The organism is Mucilaginibacter sp. (genome assembly GCF_028288185.1).
Lineage (GTDB): Bacteria > Bacteroidota > Bacteroidia > Sphingobacteriales > Sphingobacteriaceae > Mucilaginibacter.
The window spans coordinates 1-24917 of record NZ_JAQBOF010000013.1; the positions used below are offsets into that span (position 1 = coordinate 1).

General features: G+C 40.5%; 23 protein-coding genes. 18 read left to right on the top strand and 5 right to left on the bottom strand.

What is annotated here, in order from left to right:
- The first annotated feature begins 224 nt into the window (after nt 1–224).
- The 8 genes from JWQ34_RS06210 (at nt 225) to map (ending at nt 7983) form a co-directional block, all read left to right on the top strand.
- Nucleotides 225–755, top strand: coding sequence for a glycosyltransferase (locus JWQ34_RS06210; protein ID WP_299355530.1), 531 nt, complete (start codon nt 225–227; stop codon nt 753–755).
- A gap of 189 nt (nt 756–944) precedes the next feature.
- The gene (locus JWQ34_RS06215; protein WP_299355533.1) at nt 945–2039 is read left to right on the top strand and encodes an MraY family glycosyltransferase; all 1095 of its coding nucleotides are present in this window, start codon (nt 945–947) and stop codon (nt 2037–2039) included.
- Between the two features lie 109 nt (nt 2040–2148).
- A complete protein-coding gene (gene gap, locus JWQ34_RS06220; protein WP_299355536.1) occupies nt 2149–3147 on the top strand; it encodes a type I glyceraldehyde-3-phosphate dehydrogenase in 999 nt (332 codons plus the stop codon).
- Nucleotides 3140–3574 carry a GNAT family N-acetyltransferase gene (locus tag JWQ34_RS06225; RefSeq protein WP_299355538.1) on the top strand — a complete coding sequence of 145 codons (435 nt, stop codon included), beginning with the start codon at nt 3140–3142 and terminating at the stop codon, nt 3572–3574. The genes gap and JWQ34_RS06225 overlap by 8 nt, the downstream gene beginning before the upstream one ends.
- A gap of 141 nt (nt 3575–3715) precedes the next feature.
- Nucleotides 3716–4906, top strand: a complete 1191-nt coding sequence (gene pgk / locus JWQ34_RS06230; RefSeq protein ID WP_299355541.1) for a phosphoglycerate kinase — start codon at nt 3716–3718, stop codon at nt 4904–4906.
- A gap of 205 nt (nt 4907–5111) precedes the next feature.
- Nucleotides 5112–5930 carry a hypothetical protein gene (locus tag JWQ34_RS06235; protein WP_299355544.1) on the top strand — a complete coding sequence of 273 codons (819 nt, stop codon included), beginning with the start codon at nt 5112–5114 and terminating at the stop codon, nt 5928–5930.
- Between the two features lie 329 nt (nt 5931–6259).
- Nucleotides 6260–7054, top strand: coding sequence for a hypothetical protein (locus tag JWQ34_RS06240; RefSeq protein ID WP_299355548.1), 795 nt, complete (start codon nt 6260–6262; stop codon nt 7052–7054).
- A 164-nt stretch (nt 7055–7218) separates the two neighbouring features.
- Entirely contained in the window at nt 7219–7983 is a 765-nt protein-coding gene (gene map / locus JWQ34_RS06245) for a type I methionyl aminopeptidase (RefSeq protein WP_299355551.1), read from the top strand.
- Nucleotides 7984–8221: 238 nt separating this feature from the next.
- Here map and dacB read toward each other — a convergent pair whose 3' ends face one another.
- Both dacB and JWQ34_RS06255 read right to left on the bottom strand, forming a co-directional pair.
- Complete coding sequence (gene dacB / locus JWQ34_RS06250; protein ID WP_299355555.1) at nt 8222–9601, bottom strand: D-alanyl-D-alanine carboxypeptidase/D-alanyl-D-alanine-endopeptidase; 1380 nt, start codon at nt 9599–9601, stop codon at nt 8222–8224.
- Between the two features lie 13 nt (nt 9602–9614).
- Nucleotides 9615–11063, bottom strand: coding sequence for an APC family permease (locus tag JWQ34_RS06255; protein WP_299355559.1), 1449 nt, complete (start codon nt 11061–11063; stop codon nt 9615–9617).
- 140 nt (nt 11064–11203) lie between these two features.
- Between JWQ34_RS06255 and JWQ34_RS06260 the strand changes: the two genes are divergently transcribed.
- Nucleotides 11204–13441, top strand: coding sequence for a sodium-translocating pyrophosphatase (locus JWQ34_RS06260; protein ID WP_299355561.1), 2238 nt, complete (start codon nt 11204–11206; stop codon nt 13439–13441).
- Nucleotides 13442–13693: 252 nt separating this feature from the next.
- Here the strand turns inward: JWQ34_RS06260 and JWQ34_RS06265 are convergent, their stop codons facing one another.
- Together JWQ34_RS06265 and JWQ34_RS06270 are read right to left on the bottom strand one after the other, a co-directional pair.
- Nucleotides 13694–13996, bottom strand: a complete 303-nt coding sequence (locus JWQ34_RS06265) for a GIY-YIG nuclease family protein (RefSeq protein ID WP_299355564.1) — start codon at nt 13994–13996, stop codon at nt 13694–13696.
- Nucleotides 13997–14234: 238 nt separating this feature from the next.
- Nucleotides 14235–14537 carry a GIY-YIG nuclease family protein gene (locus JWQ34_RS06270; RefSeq protein ID WP_299355567.1) on the bottom strand — a complete coding sequence of 101 codons (303 nt, stop codon included), beginning with the start codon at nt 14535–14537 and terminating at the stop codon, nt 14235–14237.
- 198 nt (nt 14538–14735) lie between these two features.
- Here JWQ34_RS06270 and JWQ34_RS06275 point away from each other — a divergent pair, with 198 nt between their 5' ends.
- From JWQ34_RS06275 to JWQ34_RS06315, 9 genes are all read left to right on the top strand, one after another.
- Nucleotides 14736–15611 carry a hypothetical protein gene (locus JWQ34_RS06275; protein ID WP_299355569.1) on the top strand — a complete coding sequence of 292 codons (876 nt, stop codon included), beginning with the start codon at nt 14736–14738 and terminating at the stop codon, nt 15609–15611.
- Between the two features lie 124 nt (nt 15612–15735).
- Complete coding sequence (locus tag JWQ34_RS06280; protein ID WP_299355571.1) at nt 15736–15882, top strand: addiction module protein; 147 nt, start codon at nt 15736–15738, stop codon at nt 15880–15882.
- A 117-nt stretch (nt 15883–15999) separates the two neighbouring features.
- Complete coding sequence (locus tag JWQ34_RS06285) at nt 16000–17559, top strand: amino acid permease (RefSeq protein ID WP_299355574.1); 1560 nt, start codon at nt 16000–16002, stop codon at nt 17557–17559.
- A gap of 100 nt (nt 17560–17659) precedes the next feature.
- Nucleotides 17660–18232: a MarC family protein gene (locus JWQ34_RS06290; protein ID WP_299355577.1), complete on the top strand. Its 573-nt coding sequence runs from the start codon at nt 17660–17662 to the stop codon at nt 18230–18232.
- A gap of 276 nt (nt 18233–18508) precedes the next feature.
- The gene (locus tag JWQ34_RS06295; RefSeq protein WP_299355580.1) at nt 18509–18670 is read left to right on the top strand and encodes a hypothetical protein; all 162 of its coding nucleotides are present in this window, start codon (nt 18509–18511) and stop codon (nt 18668–18670) included.
- Nucleotides 18671–18730: 60 nt separating this feature from the next.
- Entirely contained in the window at nt 18731–20023 is a 1293-nt protein-coding gene (locus JWQ34_RS06300) for a M20/M25/M40 family metallo-hydrolase (protein WP_299355583.1), read from the top strand.
- A 197-nt stretch (nt 20024–20220) separates the two neighbouring features.
- A complete protein-coding gene (locus tag JWQ34_RS06305) occupies nt 20221–20562 on the top strand; it encodes a metalloregulator ArsR/SmtB family transcription factor (RefSeq protein ID WP_299355586.1) in 342 nt (113 codons plus the stop codon).
- On the top strand, nt 20546–21001 hold the full coding sequence (locus JWQ34_RS06310; RefSeq protein WP_299355589.1) for an SRPBCC family protein: 456 nt from the start codon (nt 20546–20548) through the stop codon (nt 20999–21001). The genes JWQ34_RS06305 and JWQ34_RS06310 overlap by 17 nt, the downstream gene beginning before the upstream one ends.
- A 5-nt stretch (nt 21002–21006) precedes the next feature.
- Nucleotides 21007–21792, top strand: a complete 786-nt coding sequence (locus JWQ34_RS06315) for an alpha/beta hydrolase (protein ID WP_299355592.1) — start codon at nt 21007–21009, stop codon at nt 21790–21792.
- Nucleotides 21793–22176: 384 nt separating this feature from the next.
- Here JWQ34_RS06315 and JWQ34_RS06320 read toward each other — a convergent pair whose 3' ends face one another.
- Nucleotides 22177–24702, bottom strand: coding sequence for an outer membrane beta-barrel family protein (locus tag JWQ34_RS06320; protein ID WP_299355596.1), 2526 nt, complete (start codon nt 24700–24702; stop codon nt 22177–22179).
- Between the last annotated feature and the right edge of the window lie 215 nt (nt 24703–24917).

A 24917-nucleotide genomic window follows, 5' to 3' on the forward strand; every position in this document is an offset into this window, starting at 1 on the left:
AGCAAACGGGGCAGATGTTGCTCTTCATTATAAGTTAAAATAATAAATGAGTAAGGTGTGCTCAAACCAACCGGGCTTTAATGATCATTGATTTCCAAAAATAAGGCATTCTGCCGCAACCTTTAAACTCAATCTGGGTAAAACCGGCATTCAATAAAGCATTACTTAAAGTTTTTCTCGACCACATTTTAATATGGCCGCCATGCCACATGGGGTTTAAATGTATGAATAAAGGTATCAAACTTGCCACCGGGGATATAGTAGGAATGCTAAACGCTGATGATTTTTTTGCTTATAATGATATAATAAGTTGCGTAGCAGCAGCTTTTGTAAATCCAAATGTTGATGTAGTTTACGGTAATCTGGATTATATAAATTCAAACGAAACTATAGTACGTAAATGGAAGGCAGGAACCTATATACATGGCATTTTTAATTGGGGCTGGATGCCGCCGCACCCTACTTTTTACTGTAAAAAGTTATTATTTAAAAACTTGGGTTTATATGATTTGCAATACGGAACTGCTGCAGATTATGAATTGATGTTAAGATTTATACATTTAAATAAGGTGAATGTAAATTACTTAAACAAAACAATGGTTAAAATGACTGTGGGCGGTATTAGTAATGAAAACTATGCCAATCGCCTTAAAGCATGGACCTTTGATTTTAAAGCAATGAAGAAAAATGGAGTGATTTTTCCACTATTTTGTGTAATATTTAAACCTTTAAGAAAAATATTGCAATATACTTAAACCTTTAAGAAAAATATTGCAATATATTTAAACCGTTAAGAAAAATATTCAGTATATTTATAACCATTAAGAAAAATATTCAATATATTTAAACCGGCTGTGCAATTGTCATGATTAAACTAAACAAGAATTATCTCATGTTAATAAATTTGGTTGTTGATGTATACATATATACAAATGCTTAATTATATGCCAGATTTTTTGAATAATTATCAGGTTATATATTATTTATGCATAATGGGCGGTGCCGCATTGCTCTCAACTATAGCTATTCCTTCCATTTTACATGTTGCCCATACACTGCACTTATATGATGATATTGGCCATTTCAGAAAACAGCATAATCACGGAATACCCCGTTTAGGCGGGATCGCAATTTTTATAAGTTTTAGTGTTACTGTCCTGATGCTTAGTATGGTTGATAAATCATTTCCAATTGGTTATTTACTTACAGCAAGTATAATTTTATTTATAATGGGCCTAAAGGATGACCTTTCGGGCGTAAACCCCAGGACAAAATTTTTAGTTCAATTTTTAGTTGCCTTAATACTGGTAGTGTTTGGTGACATTCGTTTATCCAGCATGTATGGTGTATTTGGTATATATGACATTCCTTTTGTAATAAGCCTTATATTATCAGTTCTAGTTATAATAATGATTATTAATGCGTTTAATCTTATTGATGGTATTGATGGGTTAGCCGGCATTACAGGCATTATAGCAAATTGTGTATTTGCTATATTATTTATATATATGCATCGATATGACTTAGCTGTAGTTTCATTGATTTTAGTTGGTGCCATTATTGGTTTTTTAAGATACAATTTAACCCCCGCCAAAATATTTATGGGCGATACAGGGTCTTTATTTATTGGGTTAATATCAATAATAATGGCTATTAAATTTATTGAGTTAAACAAGTTTACTACCAAAGGATTACCGAAAATTTATTCTGCACCTGCTTTAACAGTAGCCATACTGATAGTGCCGGTTTTTGATACCACAAGGATATTCTTTATCAGGGCAATGAGTGGCACATCACCATTCAGGGCAGATCGTAACCATATCCATCACCGTATTTTAAGGTTAGGCTACACTCATTTACAAACCACATTGGTACTAGCCGCGTTTAACATAGTACTAACCTTGCTGGCGCTTGCATTTGGCAGCATTGGCAATTTTACATTAATAATAATAATCTTTTTAGTGTCTATTTTATTTAACTGGGCAATTACCTTTTTTATACGTTCAAAAGATCGCGAAAGGGTTGCTTTAGGCAACTAGTTTGTGTAATTTAAACACACCCTCAATTTCATTTTAATGTCTGTTTATAGCTAAAATTTAGGCATAAGGCCTAAATTGGTTAACTTTGCATCCTACTTATGTTAATATAATGAGGATAGCGATAAACGGATTTGGCAGAATTGGCCGCATATTTTTACGCAGCATTTTAGTTAAACCCGGTATTGAGGTAATAGCCATAAATGATTTAACTGATACGCGCACTCTTGCACATTTGTTTAAATACGATTCCGTTCATCACGGCTTTGCCGGTATTGTTACTTTTGATGATGAACACCTGTATATCAACAACCAAAAAATAAAAATAATAGCCCAGCGCGACCCTGAGCAATTACCGTGGAAAGAATTAGATATTGATTTGGTAATTGAATCAACCGGTAAATTCATCTCAAGGCAAGGTGCCGAAAAGCATTTAACAGCAGGAGCGAAGCAAGTTATTATATCGGCTCCATCTACAGATAAAAGTGTCCCTACAGTAGTTTTAGGCGTTAATGATGGTGCGGTTGATCTGAGTTCGAACGTACTATCTAATGCATCATGCACTACCAATAACGTAGCTGCCATGGTGAAAATACTGGATGAGAACTGGGGTATAATTGATGGCTATATAACCACCGTACACTCCATGACAGGCGACCAAAGCCTGCATGATACACCACATAAAGATCTGCGCAGAGCCAGGGCCGCATCGGCTTCAATAATTCCTACAACTACAGGCGCCGCCAAGGCAATAACCTCTATATTTCCGCAGTTAGAAGGCAAATTGGGTGGAGCGGGTATACGTGTACCTGTATTAAATGGTTCATTAACTGATTTTACCTGCACCTTAAAATTGCAACCAACCGTACAAGACATAAACCTGGCCTTTAAGCAAGCGGCACAAGGCGATATGAAGAACGTACTGGAATATACCGAAGATCCTATAGTATCGCAAGATATAGTGGGTAATACCCATAGCTGCATTTTTGACGCGCAATTAACATCAATAGTTGGCGGCCTGGTTAAAGTGGTAGGCTGGTATGATAATGAAATGGGCTACTCGAGCCGCCTTGCAGACCTTATTGAAAAAATAAACCTGTTACATGATTAAATTTATATCCGTAGAAGATGTGTTACCTTTACGCAATACTGTATTGCGCGAAGGAAAGCTAACGCCCAACGAAATGCGTTATACCAATGATAATGCCGAAGGCAGTTTCCATTTAGGTTACTATATAAAAGGTGAACTGGTTAGCGTAGTTTCTTTTCATTTGATAAGCTACAAGCAATTTCAGGGTAATGGTTACCAGATGCGCGGTGTAGGCACCATAGAAAAATATCGTGGCGAGGGCATAGGTACCCGCCTGCTTAATTTTGCCATAGTTTACCTGCGCGGACAAAAAGCAAACTATATATGGTGCAACGGCCGCCGAAAAGCGTTGAGGTTTTATCAGAATGCAGGTTTCGAGATCGTATCGCCCGAGTTTGACCTGCCACCGGCAGGCCCGCACAATGCATTGTACTTGAAGATCCAGTAATATCATTATACTTGGCAGGCGTGGCGATGTTAACTTTATGTTACCATTTGCCCTTAAAAAAACACCTTTTTCATTTTTGCGTTCGGAATTTAGAATTAAATGCTGAATTTGGCGCTCTTTAAAACTGACTACACTACAAGTATGAAAACTATAGATCAAATTAAATTTACCGGTAAAAAAGCGCTTATCCGCGTGGATTTTAATGTGCCATTGGATGAGAATAATAATATTACTGACGATAACCGCCTAACCGCGGCTATACCAACCATCAAAAAAATATTAAATGATGGCGGCGCGGTAATACTAATGTCGCACCTGGGCAGGCCAAAAAACGGGCCTAACGAAAAAGATTCATTAAAGCATGTAATACCACATTTGTCTGATCTGTTGGGTCAGCAGGTACAATTTGCTGATGATTGCATTGGCGAACAAGCGGTTGCAAAAGCAAAAGCGCTTTCAGGCGGCGAAGTCTTATTATTAGAAAACCTGCGTTTTTATAAAGAAGAAGAAAAAGGTGATGTAGAATTCGCTAAAAAACTAGCCGCGCTAGGCGATGTTTATGTAAACGATGCTTTTGGTACTGCACACCGTGCCCATGCCTCAACATCTATCATAGCGCAGTTTTTCCCAGAGGCCAAGTACTTTGGTTATGTAATGGGAGCAGAGCTGGCTAATGCCGAAAAAATATTAAATCATGCCGAAAAACCATTCACCGCTATTATGGGTGGTTCTAAGGTATCTGATAAAATTGAGCTGATAGAGAAACTATTGGATAAGGTGGATAACCTGATTATTGGTGGTGGTATGGCTTATACATTTGCTAAAGCACAGGGCGGTAATATAGGTACATCATTGGTCGAGCTGGATAAACAAGAACTTGCTCTTAGCCTGATAAAAAAAGCAAAAGATAAAGGTGTTAACCTTTTATTACCGGTAGATAATATTACTGCTGATGATTTCTCTAACAATGCCAACACCGGCGTTGCCAAAACCGGCCAGATCCCTGACGGCTGGATGGGCTTGGATATCGGCCCCGAAACCGTTGCGTTATTTAGCAAGGTAGTTGCCGAATCAAAAACCATATTATGGAACGGCCCGATGGGTGTTTTCGAAATGGAGAAATTCCTGATAGGAACCAAAGCCATTGCCGAATCAGTTGTTAAAGCAACCCAAAATGGTGCTTTTTCGCTAATTGGCGGCGGCGACTCGGCAGCAGCAGTATCTAAGTTCAACATGACCAAGGATGTTAGCTACGTATCAACAGGTGGCGGCGCGTTGCTGGAGTATATGGAAGGTAAAGTATTGCCTGGCGTTGCGGCTATAAATGATTAGATAAACCCTATTGTTATTGCGAGCGTAGCGTGGCAATCGCGAACTTTACAGCGTGCGATTGCTTCGTTCCTCACAATGACAATTCGATATAAAGGCCCCGCATGTCGGGGCCTTTATTGCAGTATCCGAAAAAAAAACGCCCGCTACCCAACGTTTTTAAAAATTGATACGATGATGTAATAAAGATAATTAAATCAATTACACCATGAAAAAATTAACGTTTACCGTAATGGCCGCATTAGTGGTATTTTTTGTTATGCAGAGTTGCAACAAAGAACAACTGGCAAGTGTAGGGCCACAAATTAAAGCAACTAAAATCCAAATTGGTATTGGTAAAGTTGATACCCTGCTTTTAACCAACGCCAGTAACGCCGAATCGGTCAACTGGACCGTTAGTCCTGACGGGAAAGATTCTCTTAGTTATAAAGGAAATGCAGCTACAATAACCTTCAGCGCCGCGGGCACTTATATTGTTACTGCTCAACAAGCAGGTGGTTTACCGGCCAGTATCACCATTACAGTATCGCCCGGTGCGCCTGTTGTTAAACCAGACACCGTTACTACCAAAAGCGATATAACTACCAGTACTTCGGATACGCTTCAACTTGTACCCATAACAAACGATGTTACTATAGCTTTAAGTTATTATCGTAATCCGGCCGGCGATAGCGTTAGGATAAACTTAATGCCTTACGTTTACCTGGATAATTATTATTGCAGAAACGCTTTGATACAATTCAAATCAGCTATCACCGCTGATAATAATTTCAATCTTGACTTGATCAATATTAGAGAATCAAAAGGCTGCGCGATTGCCACATCACCCACAACACCATCCGGGGGAAATACAGCAGCTTATGATGTGTTCATAAATAAACTTATTGGTTTTGGTACTTATCCGCTTAAAATAACAGTGGGTAGTCTTACTTATACCGGTAATATTGTTGTATCTGCATCAAACATAACCTTTAACTGGCCGTACACATCAGGTGTAATTATTCCTCAAAAAGTACTACCCAAATAATCTTTAAATACGGGTGTTTCCATGCCCGCAATGTTAAGTTTTTTGAATTAGGCTCCGGGTTATCGGGGCCTAATTTGTTTTTGGGCGTTCTTTTCCGCTGTTCGAAGTCCATGATTTCGGACGACCTATGCAAATAGTCTTTAGACTATTGTACGCAAAACAGACATCGCAGTTGTAGTCGTAGACTACAGGCATAATGGACCGAAGTTGCAAACTTCGGACAGCAGGGGCCTTTTTTTGTGCAGTATCCGAAAAAAATACGCCAGCTACCCAACGTTTGTAAAAGTTGTTACGATGATGGTATAAAAGATAATTAAATCAATTACACCATGAAAAATTTAACACTTATTGCATTTGCCGCTTTAATGGCATTTTTTGTTTTACAAGGTTGCCAAAAGGCAGGCCTTGCCGATATTGGGGACGGAAAAATCAAAGCAACCAAAACCGAAATTGAGCAATACGACCTTGATACCTTGCTCTTTACCGGCGCAGCCGCTACAGACTCTGTTAAATGGACTGTAACTCCTGCAAATTCAAGTTCCATCCAAATTAAAGGGAATGCGGCGATTATTTATTTTTTTAAAACAGGAGTGTATTCAGTAAGCGCCCAGAAAATAAGTGGTGGTGTAACGCAGAGCATAACAATTACAGCAGTAACGCGCAAACCACCTGTTTTTATACCGGATGCCGGTACTACTAACACCACTGTTGTAACTACGGTTTCAGACACCACCCAATTTGAACCTATAACCGGCGATGTACAAGTTGGAGCAGGCCTTTGGCGCGAACCAAACAGCGGCAAGGTTGTAGTAAATTTTAGCCCGCGTACGGTTAACACCTATTGTTCAAAAGGCATTATGCAATACACCGCAGTTGTTGACGCTTCACAAAACTTTAGCCTTGATCTGGTAAACATACGTGAGCCGAAAGGATGCGCTGGTGCCACAGCTCCTAACTCAACATCAGGAGGCAGTCAGGTGTTTAAAAATAAATTGCTTGACAACGGCACTCACCAAATTAAAATAACGTTGAATGGCGTAACCTATACCGGCACTATAGTTATAACTGATACAACCATGAGCATCAATTGGCCTTATACCTCAGGTGTAATTGTAGTTAGCTAATGATAATTAATAGTTATGTTACACAATGTGGTTGACGGATAAGTGGACTATAGGCCCCGGCGACCAGCCGGGGCCTTGTTTGGTTATTGTTTTCATAAACTGACGTTTAGTAAATGATGACCAGCGTATTTATTGTTAATTTTGCCCCGGATTAACATTCAATAATGTCTATAACTACCGAAAACGAACTAACCGGGATGCAGCAGGCGAGTGATGCTGTTGCCATCACGCTTAAAAAGATGCGCGAGTTTGCCAAACCAGGCATTTCAACAAAAGAGCTTGACGAGTACGGCGGCGAATTGCTGGCACAGATGGGCGCAAAATCTGCACCTAAGTTAACCTATGGCTTTCCCGGTTATACCTGTATAAGTGTTAATGAGGTAGCTGCGCACGGCATACCATCAGCGGATAAGATCCTGAAAGAGGGCGACCTGGTGAATATTGATGTATCGGCAGAATTAAATGGCTATTGGGCCGACAATGGAGGCTCGTTTGTTTTGGGAGAAGATATTCACGGCCATGGTAAACTGGTAGCAGCATCGAAAGAAATATTGAGGAAGGCGATCAGCAACATTAAAGGTGGTGTCAGAATATCGGAGATAGGCAGGTTGATAGAGACGGAAGCCAAAAAAGCCGGCTACACGGTAATAAAAAACCTGACCGGGCATGGCGTTGGCCGCAGCTTGCACGAAGAACCCCACGAGATAGCTAACTACTGCGACAGGTATAACACTACGCGTTTCAAAAAAAATTCGGTGGTAGCTATAGAGACATTTATTTCAACACGGTCAACAATTGCCGATACACAAGCTGATGGCTGGACGCTAACCGGTAATAAAGGCGGTTTTGTTGCGCAGCACGAGCATACTATTATGGTAACCGGCGGTGAGCCGGTGATATTTACAGCACAAAATGGCATTTGGGATTGATTATCCCTAAACGGCAAGTTTATAACTGTCTTGCTTGTCCTGTCTGTCTTGTAACAAGACAAGCAAGACAATAAGCAGCCTTGCCAAACTATTCGCGATAAAATCCTACATTTATTTATGAATAAAATAACGCCTTATTTTACTATCGCGATAGCAGCGGGTATAATTATAGGCCTTGCAACACATGATTTTTTATTATGGTTTTGTATTGGCACCACAGTAGGTTGTGTTTTGTTATCTACTTCAGCTCGTCCAAAACCCTAAACATCTTATCCCTTATCCCTTTACCCGGTCCATTGTAGTTATTTATCATGATGCTGAATACCAGTTCGCGGCCTTGGTGGGTTTGGTAGCCGGTGTAGGCTTGTACGTTGTGGATGCTGCCGCTTTTCATGTGCATATCGTTATAAATGGGCAGGCTGTCGTAAAAATCGGCAAACCAACTCTCTTTCTTTGCCGATTGCATAATGGCGGCAACGGTAAGGGTGGTTATCCTGTCCTCGGGCGATAGGCCGCAGCCGTCTATCATATCCATCGCGTTAGCGTCTATGCCACGGGCTTTCCAGAAGTTTTGCAGTACGGTTATGCCGTTTGCGGTGGTTGCTTCTTTACTACCTTTTAAGGCGATAGCTTTCAGCAACTCCTCGGCATATAAGTTTAAGCTTTTGCGATTGGTACAGTAAACTATCTGGCTAAGACTTGGCGATAGCAAGGTGGTTAGCGTAGTAGTCATTGCCGGGGTTTGCAGTCCCTTTGCGGTTAGGCTAAGAGTTGATTCGGGCGTGCCGGTTACGGTTATGCCTAATCGCATTAAAGTATCTAATAACCTGAATGCGGCATCAAAAGCAGGGTCAGGATAAGCGGCCGAGATCAGTTTTTTTGTTTGGTCGATAGCATAAGTACCACGCAGGTACATGATGTTGGTTAACCCGGCAGGCAGGTAGGGGTAGGCATTATCGCCGGTGCCGGCTGCGCCGGTTGTTAGTTCGCTTTTAAAATTAAGGTAAGGGGTAAGAGGTGTAGTCCCCGCCACTTTAATAGCCGACCCAACCGGCCCTGTCTTTAAGTTAATATCGAACTGGTTTTCGTGCCAGCAAAGGGCGGTTGCACCTGCGCCGTAGTAAGTGCCCAGGTCCTGCCAGATCCAGCCATCGGGGATGCTTTGCGAGCCGTATAGCGTGTCATCGCCAATAATACGACCATTTATTTTTTTTATGCCGGCTTGTTTTAAAGCCGCTACCAACTGGTTTAATATATAATTTGTGGTAGTAGTCTCCCAACGCCGGCTGCCCAGGGTAGGGTCACCGGAGCCTTTAATGATGAGGTCGCCGTTTAGGATGCCGTCCGTTATGGTGCCGTTGTAGCCAAACGGGGTTTGATATTTAAAGTCTTTACCCAGCATATTAAACGCCGTAATGGTGGTAACCGTTTTTAAGGTAGAGCCAGGTGCCAAACCAATGTTAGGGTTGGCAGTAAATACCTGCTCGCCTGTTTTAGCATCCAATACCGTTAATGATACCGATGCATATTTGCACTGGCTATCTGTTTGCAAGCGGTTAAATGCTGTCGATAACTTTTGCTGTAAAGAAGTTTGCGCCCATGCCTGGGCTGATATCAATAAAACTAATAAACTAAACCGGACTCTCAATTTGCTCATCATCCTTCGAGAAATACTTTGTTATATAATATATGGGTATGCCTGATAAAACAATAACCAAGCCACCTCTTGAGTATTCGGGTTTATAAGCTAGCAGCAAAATACAAAAAGTAATGCCCATAATAACATAAATGGCTGGTAACACCGGGTATCCAAAAGCTTTGTAAGGACGATCAGCATCGGGGCGTTTAACTCTTAAAATATATATGCCGATAATAGTTAATACATAAAATATTACTACAACTAAAGATATCATATCCAGTAGGTCGCCATATTGCCCGCTAAGGCATAGTACACAGGCTACAAGGCATTGTATCCATAAACCAAAGCTTGGTACCGCGTTTTTATTTAAAGTGCCGGTGCGCTTAAAAAATAATCCGTCTTTTGCCATGGTATAATAAACACGTGCCCCCGCTAATATCAAACCATTGTTGCAACCAAAAGTTGATATCATGATCATAACAGCAATAACGTATGTGCCAATATGGCCAAATATTACCTGCGATGCTGATACCGCTACTCTATCCTTTTCGGCAGTAGCAATATCATGCAATGGTAAAACGCCGGTATAAACCAAGTTTACACTTACATAAATTACGGTAACTATCAGCGTACCTAAAAAAAGGCTAAGGCCGATGTTACGTTGCGGATTTTTCATCTCGCCTGCTATGAACGTTACGTTGTTCCAGGCATCACTACTAAAAATTGATCCTACCATCGCACCGGCAATAGCTCCCAGGGCAGCTACCACGGTGTAAGGAGCAACAGAATTATCTTTATTTAGTTTATGGATATCCCAGGCATTGGTCCAGTTGGCGTGCCATACATCACCCTTTATCATGATTATGCCAAATATTATCAACCCAAATAAGCTGGCAAGTTTAGTCAGCGTAAATGTGTTCTGAATAAGTTTCCCAGTTTTAACGCCACGGGTATTAATGGCAGTAAGCAGAATTATTAAAACGATAGACACACATTGCGCCGCATTAAGCTTAAAATGGTATGAGCCAACCATCGTTGAGAATAAAATATTATCCTCGCTAACTGATGGTATTAAATAAGCCGTAAACTTTGAAAACGCCACACCAACCGCCGCAATTGTGCCGGTTTGTATTACCGCGAAAAAACTCCATCCGTATAAAAAGGCTATCAATTTATTATAAGCCTCTTTTAAATATACATATTGCCCACCCGCTTTGGGGAACATCGCGCTTAACTCGCCATAACTTACGGCGGCAGTCAGAGTCATGAAACCGGTTATCAACCATACGGCAATTAACCAGCCCGATGAGCCTACATTGCGTATAATATCGGCACTTACAATAAAAATACCCGAGCCTATCATTGAGCCCGCAACTATCATGGTACCATCTAATAAGCCCAGTGATGCTTTTAATTTGGGTTGGCTTTCGTCTTTAGTCATTGTATATAGTTTAGAGTTCTAAACTATTCAAAAAACTTTATAATTGACAGGCTATTGTAAAGAAATTAATTTGCTTAATTTGCGAACCCAATTATAAGATTGAATTGATAACAAACTAAATATAAACTTTAATAACATATATGGATTTTTTGAACACTTACTTAATTTATTTGATTCCTGTTTTTGGTTTAATAGGAATTTTATTTATGGCGATCAAGTCGGCTTGGGTAACCAAACAAGAGACTGGTGATGCTTCAATGAATGAGCTTGCCGGCTACATTGCTGATGGAGCAATGGCCTTTTTACGCGCAGAGTGGAAAGTATTAGGCTACTTTGTTGCAGTTACAGCAGTATTGCTGGCATGGAGCGGCACTACGGTTGTTACATCAAGCCCGGTAATTGCTATATCATTTATAATTGGTGCTTTCTTATCTGCATTTGCCGGTTATTTAGGTATGCGTATTGCAACCAAATCAAACGTACGTACTACACAAGCTGCTAAAACCAGTTTGGCACAAGCGCTTAAAGTATCATTTACCGGTGGTACGGTTATGGGTTTAGGTGTTGCTGGTTTGGCAATTATAGGTTTAGGATCTTTATTCATCGTGTTTTATACCATGTATGTGGTAAATACCGGTGGTAGCGTTAACGGCGAAGCAATGGCTAAAGCGTTAGACGTATTGGCTGGTTTCTCTTTAGGTGCCGAGTCTATCGCGTTATTTGCCCGTGTTGGTGGTGGTATTTATACCAAAGCTGCCGATGTAGGTGCCGATTTAGTAGGTAAGGTTGAAGCAGGTATCCCTGAAGATGACGTGCGTAACCCGGCAACTATTGCTGATAACGTTGGTGATAACGTAGGTGACGTTGCAGGTATGGGCGCCGATTTATTCGGATCGTATGTAGCGACAATGCTGGCTACTATGGTGTTGGGCCGCGAAATTGTATCTGCCGATAAATTTGGCGGTATAGCCCCGGTTTTATTACCAATGGTGATTGCAGGTTTAGGCTTGATATTCTCTATAATTGGCGCATCGCTGGTTAAAATTAAAAACGAAACAGACAGTGTACAAAACGCCCTGAACATAGGTAACTGGGCATCCATCATATTAACTGCTATAGCTACTTATTTTGTAGTGCAATGGATGATGCCTAATACAGAAATGCACTTAGTACGTGATCTGGATGCTAACGGGGTTTTGAAAGAAGGGGCATTAGTATTTACCAAAAATGGTGTTTACGGTTCTATCCTGGTAGGTTTAGTGGTAGGCACGCTAATGTCAATCATTACCGAGTATTATACCGCAATGGGTAAGCGCCCGGTTATGAGTATTATTAAACAATCATCAACTGGTCACGCTACTAATATTATTGGTGGTTTAGCTATCGGCATGGAATCAACAGTATTGCCAATCTTAGTATTAGCTGCCGGTATTTACGGTTCTTTCTTCTTTGCAGGCTTATATGGTGTGGCAATTGCAGCAGCAGGTATGATGGCAACAACTGCTATGCAATTAGCTATTGACGCTTTCGGCCCAATTGCCGACAACGCCGGCGGTATCGCCGAAATGAGCCAGTTGCCACCAGAAGTACGTCACCGTACAGATAATTTAGATGCCGTAGGTAACACTACCGCAGCGACAGGTAAAGGATTTGCCATTGCGTCAGCAGCGTTAACCTCACTGGCCTTATTCGCAGCTTTTGTGGGTGTTGCAGGTATTGAGCACATTGATATTTACAAAGCCAACGTATTGGCAGGTTTATTTGTGGGTGGGATGATACCTTTCATCTTCTCGGCATTATGTATATCGGCAGTAGGCCGTGCAGCAATGGCGATGGTAGAAGAAGTTAGACGCCAGTTCCGCGAGATTCCGGGCATTATGGAGTACAAAGCTAAACCCGAGTACGAAAAATGTGTGGCCATATCAACCAAAGCATCTATCCGCGAGATGGTTGCGCCTGGCTTGATCGCTTTGATCACTCCGGTAGTTGTAGGTTTTATCTTCGGCCCTGAAGTTTTGGGTGGATTATTAGCAGGTGTTACGGTATCAGGTGTGTTGATGGGAATTTTCCAGAGCAACGCGGGTGGTGCATGGGACAACGCTAAAAAATCATTTGAAAAAGGTGTTGAGATCAATGGCGAAATGCACTACAAAAAATCAGAACCACATAAAGCGTCTGTAACAGGTGATACCGTAGGTGATCCGTTTAAAGATACTTCCGGCCCGTCAATGAACATTTTGATCAAACTGATGTCTATCGTATCATTAGTTATCGCGCCGCACTTAAACAACGCGGTTGACCATAGCCCACGTTTACAAAAACAGATCAAATTACAATCAATGACCACCCACGTTATCAAGATTGATAAAAAAGCGTAATTGATTATTATAATGTTAAGAAAAAGGGATGCCGGTTGGTATCCCTTTTTTTGTTGGTGTCCTGTTGTGTTGGTCATTAAGTCATTAAGTCATTAAGTCATTGGGTCATTAGTCATTGGTAGGCGGGTGTCCTGTCCTGTCCCGCTTTTATGGTTACAAGACAGACGGGACATAATTGCACCGCCCACTTTACCGCGCGTCATTGCGAGGAACGAAGCAATCTCTACGCTTGCAAATCAATTATGATAGGTCTCATTCAAGCAACGATTCATATAAATCTTTCCATTCCGGATTAAGTTCATTAACCAATTGCTGCTTATGTTTTCTGCTACTACCTTTTAATGTTTTTTCTGCTGCGATGGCTTCTTCTATATGAGGGTAGAATAGATAATATACCAGTTTATTACAATTATATTTTGCGGTAAAACTTTTAGGATACATCTTGTTTTTATGGTTCCACACCCTGCCGGGTAGTTCAGAGCTTACGCCTACATATAAAACTTTATTAAGTTTATTCGTCATTATATAAACACAACCACCTCTCTGGAAAATCATATCGCAAAATAAATAATTTACGTGATAGACTAAAAAAGAGAACCCGTTTTGTTGAATGTCTGACTTAGAGATTGCTTCGTTCCTCGCAATGACGCGCGGGGGAGGTTTGGTGTCCTGTCCTGTCCCGCTTTATAGTTACAAGACAGGCGGGACAGGACATAATTGCACCGCCCACTTTACCGCGCGTCATTGCGAGGAACGAAGCAATCTCTACACTTGCTAATCAATATGACAGATCTTATTCTAACAACGATTCATATAAGTCTTTCCATTCGGGATTAAGTGCATTAACCAATTGCTGCTTATGTTTTCTGCTACTACCTTTTAATGTTTTTTCTGCTGCGATGGCTTCTTCTATATGAGGGTAGAATAGATAATATACCAGCTTATCACAATTATATTTTGCAGTAAAACTTTTAGGATACGTCTTGTTTTTATGGTCCCATACCCGGCTTGGTAGTTCAGAACTTACGCCTACGTATAAAACTTTATTAAGTTTATTCGTCATGATATAAACGCAACCGCCTTTTTGGAAAATCATGATGCAAAATAAATAATTTGTCTGATACGGTAAAAAATGAGAGCCCGTTTCGTTGAATGTCTGGCTTAGAGATTGCTTCGTTCCTCGCAATGACGCGCGGGGGAGTTAGCGTCCCGCCTGTCTCGCTTTTATAGTTACAAGACAGGCGGGACAAGACAAGACAGTCTCAAATTTCAAATAATTATTTTACCTTTAATCATGACTAAACCTAAAGAAGATGCTGAACCTCAGGAAACTATATCTGCTGATATTAAACCTTGTTTTATAATTACACCTATTGGTGAACTTAATTCTCCAATCAATTTAAAGGCAAAGGGCTTAATTAATTCTGTAATAGAGCCCGTATTGAGGGAATTTGGTTTTGATGCAATACCAGCTTATAAAATGGCGGATAGTGGCTCGATAAACAGACAAGTACTAAAGAGTATTATATCTAATGAACTAGTAATAGCTAATTTAACCGGACTCAATCCAAATGTGATGTATGAATTGGCAGTAAGGCATGCTGTCCGTTTACCAGTTATTATAATGGCTGAAGATGATACTAAACTACCTTTTGATATAAACGACCAACGAACTATTTTCTATTCCGATACATTATTAGGTTCGGAAATTGCAAAGCCGTCATTAAGAGCAGCTATTGAGGCTGTTTTAAGATCAAAAGAAGAACCAGTTGACAATCCCATATATCAGGTATATGAAGAAATATCCGTTATAAAATCAAGTAAAGGAAAAGAGCAAAGCATCGATGAATATTTGTTAAAAAGGTTTGATAGGCTTGAAAATGCTATTACAAGATTATCTAATAACGGTGAAAAATCGATTTCTACTACATTAAACAAAGGAGTTGAAATTACTCTTAAAGCAAAAACGACGGCAGCTTTATTAAATGGACACAACGAACTTTTCAAAATATTTGAAAAAGTTGGAATTCAGGTAGATTCTATTACGACAAGTGCCAAAGGTATTTTCCTGGTAAGAGTAGGTATAAATTCAGTAATATATCCGTCTTTAATACGGGATCTCCTTAAAGAATATCCTCAATTTGAGTATTTGAACATGTATGTTATTTAGCGCCATCCTATTACCTATCAACACATCCCAACCATCCTTACGTTGCCATCAGTAGTATTATGTTCTAAGTAATCATCAACCTTAAAAGTGTTGGGTAAAATTGTATTTAAGTTTACAATTCGATATGAAATTAGATAACGATAAACAAACTAAACTTACAGATCAACAAAAACAAGAAATTATCCGTAGAGAGAAAAATTTTGCAGAAGGCAAAACTATCGCCAGATCATGGTCTGAAATAAAAGTCGAATTGGAAAATAAATACAAGTAAGATTTCCTATAAATTTATAACCTCTAAGTTTCCAATTATCAATTTAGGGTCACATTATTTTTTTCAGAAAAATTACCTATGTTTGGGATTAAGATTAACTGATTTCACAAAAAACACATGAAGCTATTTATTAAAAAACCTATTGCACTATTAATGGCCGCTTCGAAAGAGGGGGAGAAGACATTAAAACGTACACTCGGTGTTGGCTCACTTATCGCATTGGGTATTGGCGCAATTATTGGCGCCGGTATTTTTGTGCGTACAGCAGCAGCAGCAGGCGAGCACGCCGGACCGGCAGTTACCCTATCATTTTTAATTGCAGCAGCAGGCTGCGCCTTAGCTGGCTTATGCTATGCTGAGTTTGCCAGTATGATACCCATTGCAGGATCGGCTTACACCTATTCTTACGCTACAATGGGCGAGTTCATAGCCTGGATAATAGGTTGGGATTTGGTGTTGGAATATGCATTAGGTGCCGCTACAGTGGCCATTGGCTGGTCGCAGTATTTCAATACTTTTTTAGAGACTTTCTTTAATTGCCATATACCTTTCGCGTTATCACATTCGCCTTTCGAAATATCAACTACCACAAGTGGTATGTATGCTTCAGAGCTGGGGTCGCATGGTATAGTTAATTTACCGGCTATACTTATACTATTGCTGCTTACTTTATTGCTGATAAAAGGTACAGCAGAATCGGCAGCGGTAAATAACGTTATCGTTATTATTAAAGTAGCCATTGTATTAATGATCATTGGTTTAGGCTGGAGCTTTATTAATCCGGCAAATCATACGCCATATCTTATACCGGCTAACGCAGGTACTGTTAAAACCAACACCGGTATAGTTAATTATGCCGATACATTTAATCATGGTTGGCTGGGCGTATTGCGTGGTGCCAGTGTGGTATTCTTCGCCTTTATAGGTTTCGACGCGGTATCTACAGCAGCACAGGAAGCTAAGAACCCACAGAAAGATATGCCAAAAGGTATCCTGATATCATTGGTATTTTGTACCATTTTGTATGTTTTATTCTCGCACGTATTAACGGGTTTAGTGTCTTACAAAGATTTCCTTGTTCAGGGTAAAGAAGCATCTGTAACCTATGCCATACATACGGCTATGGGCGGCGGTTATAGTTGGTTAGCTAAACTGGTTACTATTGCTATTTTAGCCGGTTTCTCATCGGTTATCCTGGTAATGCTACTTGGCCAAACCCGTGTATTTTATACCATGAGTGTTGATGGTTTAATATGGCCAATCTTCTCTAAGCTGCATCCAAAATTCCGTACACCTTATAAATCACAATGGTTCTTCTTTATCATGGTATCGGTATTTGCAGGTTTTATTCCTGACAGTATTGTGGGCGATATGGTTAGTATAGGTACATTGTTCGCGTTTGTGCTGGTATCTATAGGTATTTTTATATTGCGTGTAACAGATCCGGGGATTACCCGTCCGTTTAAGACACCTTTATTTTACATTGTTTGCCCGTTAGGTGCAGTAATATGTTTACTAATGATGGCCAGCGAAGGTTTAGATAACTGGCTGCGTTTATTTATATGGATGGCTTTAGGTATGATTGTTTACTTTACTTACAGTATTAAACACTCGCATGTAAGGCATGGCAAGCCAGAGGTTGCAAACGATCCGCCTAACCCTAAATTTGTAGAATAATTATATTCTTAGATATACATATCAAAAGGTTCTGGAGTTTTTCAGAACCTTTTTTGTTGATATTGTTTTATAGCTTTGTACTAACCAATTAACACGGCCTATGCACCCTTTCATATTTAAAGAGATACTATCTGTAACCATGATCCTCTTCGCGATCATTGACATCTTAGGTGCCATACCCGTAATTATCCAATTGCGCCAACGTGCCGGGCATATCGAGTCAGAAAAGGCAAGTATTGCCGTATTGGTGCTGATGATCGTATTTTTATTGATAGGCGATAAACTGCTTGACGTAATAGGCTTGGATGTAGCATCCTTCGCTATTGCAGGTTCGTTAGTGATATTTTTTATCGCAATGGAAATGATATTAGGTATCAACCTGTTTAAATCTGAAGATTTGGGTAGTACAGCATCTATTGTCCCCCTGGCTTTTCCGCTAATTGCCGGGGCCGGTACCATGACCACGCTGCTATCCTTGAAATCACAATATCAAACACAGGATATAATGGTAGGTATAGTAATCAATACCTTGTTTGTTTACCTGGTGCTTAAAAATGTAGGTTGGATCGAAAAGCTGTTGGGTAAAACAGGTATTAACATACTGCGTAAAGCGTTTGGGATAATACTATTGGCTATTGCTATTAAGTTGTTTAGGAGTAACACGCATTTGTAGACAGCCTTTAACCAAATAGATCCTTTTAATGATGTCTGGGGAAATTTCTTTTTGCTTTTTTCAATCAAAAAGAAAATACTGCCACCATTCTGATTTTATTTTTTTTGTATCTTGTATCATTCCTAAGATTGTTGAAGCCCCTGTAAAACCGTTTCAAATATTGGTTTTATTTTTCAGCAGAAATTAATAAAAGTTCTTTGATTTTTATTTAAATGATTGATTACAAGGTATTAAAGCCAAATTGTTATCACCGGCATAACCCCTTATACCCGAAAAATGGTTAAAAGTACTACCGGCATTGCTGCTAATGCCCGAAAAACGACCAAAATTACTACCGGCATTAACGCAAATACCCGGAAAATAGTAATTTTTACTACCGGCAATAACCTTAATACCGGTAGTAAAAACGGTTTCCCCGGATCATGCTATGGTGTTTGACTTTCAATCAAAATAAGTATCTTGTAGCGTGGCTGTTTACTAATAAGGCAGCGATAACTTATGCAATTAAAAAGAGCCATCATTCCTCTCCTGATATTTTTAACCGGCCAAACCGTTTTCGCCCAACTGTCAGCACCCGAAAAAAAAGCCGCCGCTTACGTAGACAGCCATATAGGTGATGCTATTAGCCTGCTCAAACAAACAGTAAACATAAACAGCGGTACGCTCAATATTGAGGGTGTAAAAAAGGTAGGCGCCATTTACGCCGAAGAGTTTAAAAAACTAGGTTTTACGGTAGAATGGGTTGCCGAGCCAGACGCGCTAAAACGCGCCGGTCATTTGGTGGCTACTCATGTTGGTAAAAAAGGAGGCAAGCGCTTATTGCTGATAGGCCATCTGGACACGGTTTTTGAGCCCGATATGCCTGCAGGACCTTATACGATGATAAATGATACCCTTGCCACCGGGCAGGGCGTAAATGATATGAAAGGCGGCGATGTGGCGGTAATTACTGCCCTGCAGGCCTTACAAGCCGCCGGGCAATTAAAAGATTTGAACCTGATTGCCTACTTTACCGGCGATGAAGAACGAGCCGGCACACCACATGAAGATGCCCGGAAAGACTTTATTGAGCGGACTAAAACCTGCCAGGTAGCGCTGGGCTTTGAGAGTGCCGATGGTAACACCGTTGCCTCTGCAAGACGTGGCGCAAGTGGTTGGGTGTTGGATGTTATGGCTAAAACCGGGCACTCATCTGGCATTTTTTCTGCTGATGCTGGTTATGGCGCTATCTATGAGGCCGCCCGTGTTGTAAACGAGTTTAGGGAACAGTTAAGCAATGAGCGTTTTCTTACAGTTAATCCCGGATTAATTGTTGCCGGTTCTGAAACTAAAATTGATGCCGGCGATGCAAGGGGCGTTGCATTAGGCAAAACCAATATCATATCGCCAACGGCACGGGTAACCGGCGACCTACGGTTTTTATCTGAAGCTCAAAAAGAAACGGCCCGCGAAAAAATGAGAGCCATTGTAGCTAAAAGTTTAAATGGTACCAAATCAACCATCACCTTTACTGATGGATTACCTTCTATGCCGCCAACGCCCGGTAACGGTGCATTGGTAACCGTAGTTGACAAAGTAAGCCGTGACCTTGGCGAGATCCACATCATAGCCGGCGACCCCGGTTTACGCGGCGCAGGCGACATATCAGATGTAGCCCAATATTTGGACTGCCTGGACGGCATGGGCGCATCAGGCACCGGCGGCCACAAAGCCGGCGAAACCATCAACTTAAAAAACTATCCATATTTAATTAAGCGGGCGGCGGTAACTATTTATCGGTTGGGGAAATAGTTGTTAAGTTGTTTAGGAGGAATACGATTTGTGAAGATTCATGTTAAATATATTTAATTCAGCTTAAAAAAATCTTTGTCAATAATCATATTAGAATCATTATAGGATTGCTCTTCACTGGTGCAAAGAGGTGATTTTAGAATAAATATTTGCGCAAGTAAATACTTGCGTTTATATTTGCAAGCATATACTTGCATATGATAGTTAGAAGAGACGTATTCCAGGCCATTGCCGACCCTACCCGCCGACAGATTATTAACATGGTGGCCGATAAGCCATTAAATGTTAGTACCATAGCCGATAGCTTTGATATGAGCAGGCAGGCCATATCCTTACATATCAAAATCTTAATAGAGTGCGAACTTTTAAAAATTAAAAAACAGGGCCGCGAAAGATTTTGCGAGGCACAGCTTGATCAGTTAAACGAAGTCGCCGTTTGGGTAGCACAATACAAACAGCATTTTGAAAGTAAACTAGACAACTTAGAAACTTATTTAGATAAACTTAAAAAAGAAAGACAGCATGGAAAGCAACACTAAAGACCGCGAACTCCTCATCACCCGCACCCTTAACGCGCCGATAGATCTGGTTTGGGAAGTATGGACCAAGCCCGAACATATAGTGCAGTGGTGGGGCCCTAATGGCTTTACAAACACCATAACCAACATGGATATGAAACCGGGGGGCGAATGGAACCTGGTTATGCACGGCCCAGACGGAACAGACTATATTAATAAAAGTACATTTAAGGAAGTAATCCCTTATAAAAAGATCAGTTATGAACACTTTAACCCGCACTTTATAGCCACTATTGATTTTGAGGCGCAAGGCGAAAAGACGTCACTCACCTGGCACATGCTGTTTGATTCGGCAGAGCAATTTGAAGCGATAGTAAAAGCACACAACGCGGCGGAAGGCTTGAAACAAAATATAGAGAAACTGAATGTCTACTTAACAAATCTGAAGAACCAGATTTAACTATTATGGAACAATCAATCATATCCGGCTACGCCGAAGTAAACGGCATCAAAATGTATTATGAGATACATGGTAAGGGCGATATACCTTTAGTATTGCTACATGGCGGCGGCTCCACTATCGAAACATCTTTCGGGATATTAATGCCGCTGCTTTCTGCCCATTGTAAAGTAATTGCTGTTGAGTTGCAGGCTCATGGCCGTACTACCGACAGGGACGCGCCCGAAACTTTTGAACAGGATGCTGACGATGTGGCAAGCTTGCTTAAATACCTTAAAATAGATAAAGCCAATATATTAGGCTATAGCAATGGCGGCACTACCACCCTGCAAATAGCCATAAGGCACCCACAGGTGGCTAACAAAATAATTGTGGTATCAGGTGGTTATAAACGGGACGGCTTTTTCACAGGATTTTTTGACTTTATGCACAATGCCTCAATTGACAATATGCCGGGGTTGTTAAAAGACGCTTTCTTAAAAGTGACACCTGATCAAACCAGGTTGCAAACTATGTTTGAGAAAGACAAGGCAAGAATGATAGGCTTTAAGGATTACAGCGATGACGACATCAGTGGTATAAAAGCACCTGCCTTATTTATGGTATCGGCCCAGGATGTGATGACAGTTGAACATACCCAGCAAATGTCGCGGCTTGTTGCAGGGTCAGATCTGGCTGTATTGCCCGGCCCTCACGGCGGTTTTATTGGCGCGGCCGAAGCTGATTTGCCAAAAAATAGCAAGTTGCCGGTAGTAACGGCTATATTGGTTAATGAGTTTTTGGCTAAGTAATACTGCGTTAGCAACCACTAGAGGCGTAGCCTCGCCCCATATTGTAGCAACGGATTTTAATCCGTTGAAAACCGAAACAAAGACAAGTAGAAGAACCGTAGGTTCGGCTCATATAACCAGGCGATCCGCAGATTAAGTAATTAATATGCATCGTGCCTACGGCACTCATTATCTGGCTTGATCTTTTTCAACGGATTAAAATCCGTTGCTACAATATATATCGAGCCGATGGCTCTTGATGAGCAAGTTGTTGATTCAGTCAAGATTCACTCGGACACTATCCGTAAATTTATAAAAGTTGTAATTTTTAGTAACCTATCCCTCCCCAACAAAAAAAGCGATGAGTAATACCCATCGCTTTTTTAATTTATTTGGTTTCAGTAATTATCTACCACCGCCGGCGCCGCCGCCAACACCACCATCACCTTGTTTAAGGTCATCATTGTTAACACCTTTCTTTTTCTCCATTGGGTTAGGAGCATTAAAGTTCATTTTACCGAAGCTATAGCTAAACGTTAAACCAACTGAGCGGAACGGGAAAGCAAATGTGCTGTTCTGTATAACTGTTGGGCTTGCAATGTTCGAGTCGAAATGTTTGTATTTTGTAAATGGCTCCAATGTATTGATACCTAACGACATCTTTTTCTGCATAAACTGCTTCCTAACACCTGCACCAAGTATGCTGAATGAAGGGTTACTTCCTTGCAAAGTATAACGTTTTGAGTTTTCAACCGCGAAGAACTCCATAATAAAGTCGCTTGGTAAATTAAGCGATGCACTTAAAAACGCATTGTATGATAACGTGGTACCTGTACGGGTTTGTTGCGATGCATAAGCCGGGTCAATTTTAGGGTTATATGTAAACCCGTTAATGCTGCCTCTTATAGTTAACGGCTTAACCGGGTTTATTGAACCAAAGAAACTTGCACCTAACGAATTGTTAGTACCTATATTTTTAAAGGTAGTAAGCGTTACCGCCGAATTTGGTATAGTTTGGTTTATGCTTTCAATCAAATCGCCAGTATGTTTATAGTAAACCGAGAAGTTAATTACTGATGAGCTTATAAACGTGTTATAATTCAACTCAACTGTTTGTGCAACTTCTGGTGCTAACTTAGGGTTACCTTGCTGTAAACTATTAGGGTTACTGGCATTAAGGAACGGGTTAAGGAAAGTTAAGCTTGGCCTGGTTATCCTTTTACTGTAAGTTAATTTTACAGTTTGTGTAGGTGTTAACGCTTTTTGTATGGTAAAGCTTGGCACAAACGTGTTATAGCTGTTAGAGAATGGCGCAAAGCTAGGCGTTACCACACTTGGCTCGCCTTTTATGCTGGTATTTTCATCTCTTACACCTGTCATCAACGTATATTTATTGGGCAGGTTGATAGTTAAAACCGCGTAACCTGCAGTTACATACTGATCGTATTTGTATAAGTAAGAGTTTGCAGGGTCAAGTATAAAGCTGGTAGAATCGGCTGCGCCAAAAGTGGCAGTTTTAAATATATCAGCATTACTGTTTATTTTTCTGAAGATACCTTTACCACCCGCCTCTAACTTAAATGTTTTATTTATAGGCAATACATAATCAGCCTGCGCGGTGTACTCGTTATTGGTACCATTATTATCGCCGCGCTGATTTGGGTTCCGGGTAGATTGTTGCGAATAAGTATTCATAAAGTCGGTTGTGATAACGCTATGGCTCCACTGGCCTGATATGCTTAACTCATGTCCTTCTTTTTTAAACTTATGGGTATAATCCATGTTCCAATCAAAACCGCCAAAGGTATTATGCGATGTTGCTATACCTGTTGTAGCGCTGCTTTGTGTAGGATCAAGGTAATTTGTAGCCGTAATTGCCGATCCGCCGCCGCTATTAAACCCACCTTGATTTAATCTGACGGTTGATGTAATACTATTATAACTATTAATATCATAATTAGCGGTTACAGAACCAATTGCACCATGGCGTTTTATTTTTGTTGAGCCAATACGGCTGTTAGCAAAAACCGGCGATCCGTTATTTAAAAATGTTTGGTTAAAGGTTGAGTTAGATACTTGTGGCCAGGTAAGATTACCACCGGCGTTAATCGTTAAGCTAAACCTGTTTTTGCTGTAGTTAAAGTTGATATTACCATTGTTTTGGCGCGTACCGACACCACCGCTTACTGCGCCGCTAAAGCCCGACATGTTTTTTTGTTTGGTGATGATATTGATGATACCGCCTGTACCTTCTGCCTCATATTTAGCAGAAGGTGAAGTAATAACTTCGATGGTTTTGATCTGATCGGCAGGGATAGTTTTTAATACATCTGATAAGCTGGCTGATGTAGCGCCTGATGGCTTACCGTTTATTAAAACGCGCACGTTTTGATCGCCACGCAGGGATACGTTACCATTTAAGTCAACAGCAACCAACGGAACTTTTTGCAATACATCAGTAGCATTACCACCGGCAGATGTAAGGTCCTTCTCTGCATTGTAAACTATTTTATCGATCCTGTTTTCAACCAATGCGGCTGTACCGGTAATGGTAACTTCTTTTAATGCCTTTGCACTTTGAGCTGCCAAAACAGTTCCTAAACCTTTATCAGGTTTTGAAAGCGTTGTTTCAACATTGTTAATTATTTTGGTTGGGTAGCCAACAAAGGTGATCTCTAAGCGATAAACGCCCGGGTGTACATTATCTAATTTAAAGTTTCCTTTATCATCAGTTAAAACACCGGTAATAGGCGATTTGCCGGTACTTCTGAATAAACTTACGGTACCGTAATCTAATGGCTTTTTGGTTATTGAGTCAACAACTATTCCTGATATTTTCCCAACGATGGCTGAACCACCGCCAACGCCAAACTGCGCCTTAGCCGAAATAACAGAACAAATTATTGTAATTAGTAGTAATAAACGTTTCATTTTATATTTTTTGTAATTGGAGGCGAAATTACTCCAAATGTTACAGTGAAAAGGCAGATTTATTTCAATTAAAGTTAAAGCTGACGTAATTGTTACACTAAGGAGGAGGATGCACATTTAAAAAAAGCTGTCATTCTGAGCGATAGCGAAGAATCTTATACGTTTTATTTATCGCGCTTACAAGATTCTTCGCTATCGCTCAGAATGACAATTTG